The sequence below is a fragment of the Turicibacter sp. genome (assembly GCF_017941855.1).
Taxonomy (GTDB): domain Bacteria; phylum Bacillota_I; class Bacilli_A; order MOL361; family Turicibacteraceae; genus Turicibacter; species Turicibacter sanguinis.
In genome coordinates this window covers 1-6,116 of record NZ_JAGAVR010000085.1, presented here as the reverse complement: position 1 = coordinate 6,116, position 6,116 = coordinate 1, and the positions used below count along the sequence as shown (strand labels likewise).

Below are 6,116 nucleotides of genomic sequence, written 5' to 3'. Positions count from 1 at the left end.
GTGAAAGCAGGGGATACGTTGTGGGGGATTGCGAATAAATACGGTACGACGGTTTCTGAATTAGTGAAATTGAATGATATTAGTAATCCTAATGTGATTTATGTCGGGGAAGTATTACAAATTTCAGGTGAATCGAGTGGAGTTGAAGCGACTGAATATACAGTGAAAGCAGGGGATACGTTGTGGGCGATTGCGGCTAAATATGGTACAACGGTTTCTGAATTAGTGAAATTGAATGATATTAGTAATCCTAATGTGATTTATGTCGGGGAAGTATTACAAATTTCAGGTGAATTGAGTGGAGTTGAAGCGACTGAATATACAGTGAAAGCAGGGGATACGTTGTGGGCGATTGCGACTAAATATGGTACAACGGTTTCCGAATTAGTGAAGTTGAATGGGATCACTAATCCTAATATGATATATGTTGGGAAAGCGTTATATCTTAATTGAAATAATACATTCTTTTTTGTCGGTTTTTATGACATTATTACGTGAATTGTTGTTTTGTTTTTTTTTATGGTGATATGATGGTGGGGAATATAATTTATTGTAGCAGAGTAGGGAGTTACATTTTAGGTGTTTATTTTGATAAACTATCTTTTAAATCATAACTTACAATTTTAAAAGACCTATTTATTTAGTGCTAACTTTTTAGAAGCTAAGAGACGTAGACAACAGGGGATGGTTGTCTAAAATTTATATATTGAGGTGGATTATTTTGCAGAGGATTTTATTCGTCCTTCTCCTTTTGGGAACACTCGTTGGAATCGGTATTCATCATAAGGAAACAACAGAATCGTTAGAGTTAAGTGAGTTTATTGAGAATTTAGATCATCAGCTCATGAGTCTAACCCCAGATGTGTTAGTAAGCTATGAGAAAGAGGTCATTGAGAGGCTCGATGACAGTAAAAATCGGAATGAATTAAAAAAAGCTTATTCTTATCTAGCATATGTGAACTTTTATCAAGGAGAGTATGAAGAATCAAATAATTACTTTGTAAAGGAATTATCTATTGGAAAAAATCAACCTGAAGAAGTAGAAGCAATCGTATTGATGGGGATTTCTAAAAATTATTTATATCTTGAGAATAATCCTAAATCAGATGAGTATTTTGAATACGCTAAATCTTTTGCTATTGAGAGTGAGAATGATCAGTTGTTAGCGCTGATTTATCAGATGCGAGCTAAAGATTACATTAATCTACTTGTGAATACTGATCAAGCAGTCCAATTATTACAAGAGTCTATAGAACTTAGTTCAGATGTTTATCAAAATATTATGAGTTGCTTAATCTTAAAGAATCTTTATTTAGGAACTTTACAGATAGATTTATCGAATCAGTATGCCCTAAAAGCTATCACACTGGCTCAAACTTATGGCTATGAAGACTTACTAAGTTGTGGCATTAATAGTTTAGTTATTAATGAGTATCTCAATGACTCTTATACAAATGTGATTTCGATTTATGAAGATTTAATTGTGGCAAGTCAAGAGGAAATTCCTTTTTATATGTTCGGGCCGTATATTTATAGTATTGCTAACGAGCACGGGATTGAGAAAGCCTTAGAGTTGATTGAAGATGAAAGAGTTAACTCAGTATTAGAAGAAAGTGAATATGAAGAGGGCTACAAGTCAATCATTAGAGCCAAGTTATATATTGATGATGGACAAAAGGAAAAAGCATTAGAACAATTATTGGCAGCCGAATTTGAGGCGGAGGGGAACTATGAAATTCAGTCTCTAAATGTTTTTAAAAATAAGCTCTATGGTGACATTAAGTTCGAGGGGCAAGAATTGATTGATTTTTATACAGATTTTTATGAAGAGGTAATGAAAGGGGATATTGATTCCGTATTAAGAATTTTATTGTTAAAGGATATCATTCAAAAAAATCTTGAGTTAGAAAATTATGAACAAGCTTTTTACTTTGCAAGTCAAATCCCTACCCCATTAAAATCAGAAAGTTTGATTCAAATTAATTTGATTGAATAAAATCTTAAAAATACGACGAGTGATAAAGTTGACGATAAGAATCCATCCTTAATAATAGGCAGATGGATTCTTGTTGGGGGATTACTCGCAACGATTTTGTTTGTTTGTTATAATAAAAAACGAAAAAGTTTACGTTCTAAAAAACAAGACTTACCTGATAAAGAGATGGAAGCTTTAACGTTACAACAGTTATATGATCAATGCTCGGAGAAATATCCAAATGGAAGTGTTTTTGTTGTTGATTTAGATAATTTTAAAAAGTTCAATGAGACATATGGATATATTGCTGGAGATCAGGTGATTGAGCAAGTATTTGAGTTAATTAAGAGTGAGTTTAAAGAAGGATTGTTGACGAGACATAATGGACAACAGTTTATTATTGTGACACAAGATGATAAAATGAGAGCAGCACAGCGTGCACAACAATTGATTGATAAAACATATGCTTTAAATATTGAACATGTGACGAATTTAAGAGATTTACGTATGACGTTAAGTGTGGGAATTGTTTGTGGTAATTTAGATTCATCGATTAATTTAGATAAATATCTAAAAAAAGCACAGGATTTAGTCTTAATCTCAAAAGAAAAAGGAAAAAATAGGTTGACGATTTAAAGTTGGATTAGGTATAGTTTGCTTGTTAAAATGTTAACTTAGGAGAGTTTGCGGATTAATGGTGGTGAAATAATGTATAAAATTGCAATTTGTGAAGATTCGCGAATTCAAGCAGTTGAGTTAATTGACAGTTTAAAGGCTTATGGAAGTGAGTGTAGAATTAAGTTTGAGATTGATTATTTTGAATGTGGTGAAGATTTTTTAGAAAAAGATTATTTTGAATATGATGTCATCTTTCTAGATGTTGAGATGCCTAGGATTAATGGGATAGAAGTGGCCAAAGAAATTAGAAAAACGTGTCCTAAAAGTAAAATCATTTTTGTTACAGCTTATGAACATTATTGGCCAGAAGGATATAAGGTCATGGCATCAAGATTTTTAATCAAACCGTTAAAGCAGGATGAATTAACTGAAGCGTTGACTTCCTTAATTGAAGAATTAAATACTGCAAAAAAATATATTTCTGCTCGTAGTGAAAGGGCATTAGAGAAAGTATTAATTGAGGATATCACTTATTTAGAAATATCAGGTCGAAAAGTCTTAATTCATACACCTGAAGCAATCTATACAAGTAGCTATAATTTAAATAGTTGGTATCATCGTTTAGCGATTCATCATTTTGAATATACCCATTCAAGTTATTTAGTAAATTTAAAATATGTAAAATTAGTTGCTCGGGATAAAGTGACATTGACAACAGGTGAAGAAGTTTATATGTCATTAAGGAAATATAAAGGTTTTAAAACGAGTTTTGTTCGTTATATTAGTCAACTTTAATAAAAACGCCCCTTGAGAGCAATGGGCGTTTTTTTTTATTTAGAAAGGATGATAAGAATGCAAAAAAACAACTCGGAAAAGCGAATTTACCTTAATGCTATTCTTATCATTGGGATCGTCGTTTTTGGTTTAATATGGATTTATATTAGGATTATGCAGGTGGCTTATCAAAACAATATTAATTGTTTAACGGAATCTTTAATTGAAGTGGAACAAAGTAAATTGAAAAATGATGTTAATGAGTTGATGATTAGAGTGAATATTGATTTTGATTATCTGATTGAAGATTATAATAAATCGTTAAATGTTGTCGATTCAATCCTCCATGAATATATCATTGAAAAATCTAAACAAGACGAGGATATTATGGAGATGTTTATTTTTTTAACTTCTGTCTACAAAGATTTACAAATTAGGGTCTACGATCAACACAATCAAACCGTGGTAGCTGAATTTAAACAAAATAATATGATACTTGCACAGGATATCCTGTATAGTGATTTATTCTTTGATCTTGCACTATGGAGGCAGCATATGGTGCAAGAGGATCGGTATATTGTAATTATTGGGATTTCAGATTCCGATTTAAAGACAATGTATAAAGGAATGTTAAAAGACGCGTTCGACGAAAATCCTAATTTAACATCGATTTACACCTTAATCGAAATTGTTGATTATAAAGGTGGAGATAAATTTGCTAAAGTCATTCAAGGGATAAGTGTCTCACCAAGTTGTGCAAGACAAGGATGCTATATTAATACAACCTATCAAGATGATAGGGGACGTTATGTTTTAGAAGAAATGCTAGAGGGGCTAAAGGATAATGGAACTTATTTTGGTTATGTTCAAAACAATGACAATCAGGATATGTTATATGCTGAGTTGTATGCTCCGTATGATTTAGTTGTGTTAACTAGTACCCCCATGAAAGATTTTTATCTGCAAACAATGTCTGAATTTAAGGCTTTTGAACAAAATTTTGAAACCCAGATTCATGTTGCAATAGGAATTGCGTGTGCTTCATTTATCATCGCTATATTAGGTGGGATTGCAACGTTTAAGTACATGAAATCAAAGGAAATTGAGAACGAACGTGAACAAAATCGGATGATTATCGAGCACAACAAGGTACTATTAAGAAAGAATGATCAAATTAATCAGCTAGCTCATGATATTAAAAATCATCTTATTTGTATAAAAGGTTTTATTAATCAACAGACACCGGAAGAGGCAAGTCGTTATATTGATAGTGTTTATGAAGATTTGAATCAGTTGTCGGCGATTGTGATTACGGGAAATCGATTGGTAGATATTATTTTGAATGATAAGATTTCTCAGATGAAGAAAATAGGCATTACCTTTACGAAACGGATTGAACACGTGTCACTAGATTTTGTGGATTTTAAAGAGATGACGATTATTTTGACGAATATGCTTGATAATGCGATTGAGAGTTGTGAGAAAAGTGAACAAAAGGAAATTCAATTTACGATTTCTTCTTTTAATCAGACGTATATCATCATCAAGGTGGTGAATAGTTGCGATGTGGCCCCTATTATTTCAAAGGGAAAATTGAAAAGCACAAAGACTCAAAAGGGTCAGCATGGTTATGGAGTTGAAAATATTAAACGCGCTGTGGCTAAGTATAATGGAAGTACATATTTTGATTATGATGAGTGTCGTCATCAATTTTTATTTTCAATTACATTAGAAAAGCCACAATAATGGATAAAATCGGTTGAATGTGAGCATTCAACCGATTTTTTTTCAATCATCCGTATTGAGATTAAAATGGTATAAATTAGTTAGAGATATTGATGTATTTTGTTAGAAATGTTAAGATAATAAAAGACATTTTTGCATAATTTTGTAATAAAAATAAGAGACAATAGGGAATTAAATCATTCGAAATCTGATTTATTAGGCGAGGAAAGCAATGAGACTTAAGTTCATGTCAATTTTTAACTCGATGTGCATCTTTTTATAGATCAGTATCATTAGAATTTAAAATGTCCCCATCCTAGCGAAGCTAGGTGTGATGTGCTCATGGGATTGTTGACATTGGAGAAGGGGGTGTTTGATTGAAGATAAAATATTTAAAGGGATCAATTAAAATAATGACTGCACTTTTATGCTTATGTTTTGTCTTTATGCTGATAGAATGGAACCGTTCAACAGTTACAAAGGAAGTCGTTAATCAAATTGATCATTTTTCTATTTATTCATGGGAAGAAAATCAAGTCGAGGAATACAAGTCTCAGATTTTAGCTGAATTATCACAGATGACAAGGCGATCAGATCTTCAAAAAGGATTTTATGCACTTGGCTTTTTAGAGGCTTTAGATGGGAATTTTGAAGAATCAACTCATTATTATTTAAAAGCCTTAAGTATTGGGGAAGATTCAAGTTCAACTATTTGTATTAATTTATACAAAGAGTTGGCTTATAATGCCCTAGCTTTAAACGATGAAGAAAGTGCTAAGTATTATTTTGAATTAGCAGAAAAAAATGTTTCAAAATTTTATATGATAAAACTTAAATCAAGTCTTTATCGACGTTTTTCTCAAGGAATCGTTGAGTTTTCTAGTAATCCTCAGTCTAGTATCCCACTACTAGAATTTGTGATAGATAAAAATGTGAATGAGTATGATTATTTAGAAGCTCATTGCTTATTAACTAATGTTTATCTGCTTAGTGGATATTATGAAAAGAGTATCATGTACTTACT

Annotated in this window: 5 protein-coding genes and 1 pseudogene; all 6 read left to right on the top strand. The window is 31.7% G+C overall.

The annotated features are described in order from the left end of the window. A partial coding sequence (locus J6D32_RS09560; protein WP_287467617.1) for a LysM peptidoglycan-binding domain-containing protein occupies window positions 1–453 on the top strand: 453 nt, incomplete at its 5' end. A 268-nt stretch (window positions 454–721) separates the two neighbouring features. Next, entirely contained in the window at window positions 722–1,996 is a 1,275-nt protein-coding gene (locus J6D32_RS09555; RefSeq protein WP_287467616.1) for a hypothetical protein, read from the top strand. Between the two features lie 96 nt (window positions 1,997–2,092). Continuing rightward, a complete protein-coding gene (locus J6D32_RS09550) occupies window positions 2,093–2,611 on the top strand; it encodes a GGDEF domain-containing protein (protein ID WP_287467615.1) in 519 nt (172 codons plus the stop codon). Window positions 2,612–2,683: 72 nt separating this feature from the next. Then, complete coding sequence (locus tag J6D32_RS09545; RefSeq protein ID WP_287467614.1) at window positions 2,684–3,388, top strand: LytR/AlgR family response regulator transcription factor; 705 nt, start codon at window positions 2,684–2,686, stop codon at window positions 3,386–3,388. Between the two features lie 57 nt (window positions 3,389–3,445). Further along, window positions 3,446–5,113, top strand: a complete 1,668-nt coding sequence (locus tag J6D32_RS09540) for a sensor histidine kinase (protein WP_287467613.1) — start codon at window positions 3,446–3,448, stop codon at window positions 5,111–5,113. 356 nt (window positions 5,114–5,469) lie between these two features. Then, window positions 5,470–6,116, top strand: a pseudogene (locus J6D32_RS09535) (tetratricopeptide repeat-containing diguanylate cyclase); the annotation flags it as partial.

Excerpts from the sequence above, each read along its gene's own strand:
- J6D32_RS09545 (WP_287467614.1), top strand. The coding sequence starts at position 2,684 with ATGTATAAAATTGCAATTTGTGAAGATTCGCGAATTCAAGCAGTTGAG.
- J6D32_RS09540 (WP_287467613.1), top strand. The coding sequence starts at position 3,446 with ATGCAAAAAAACAACTCGGAAAAGCGAATTTACCTTAATGCTATTCTT.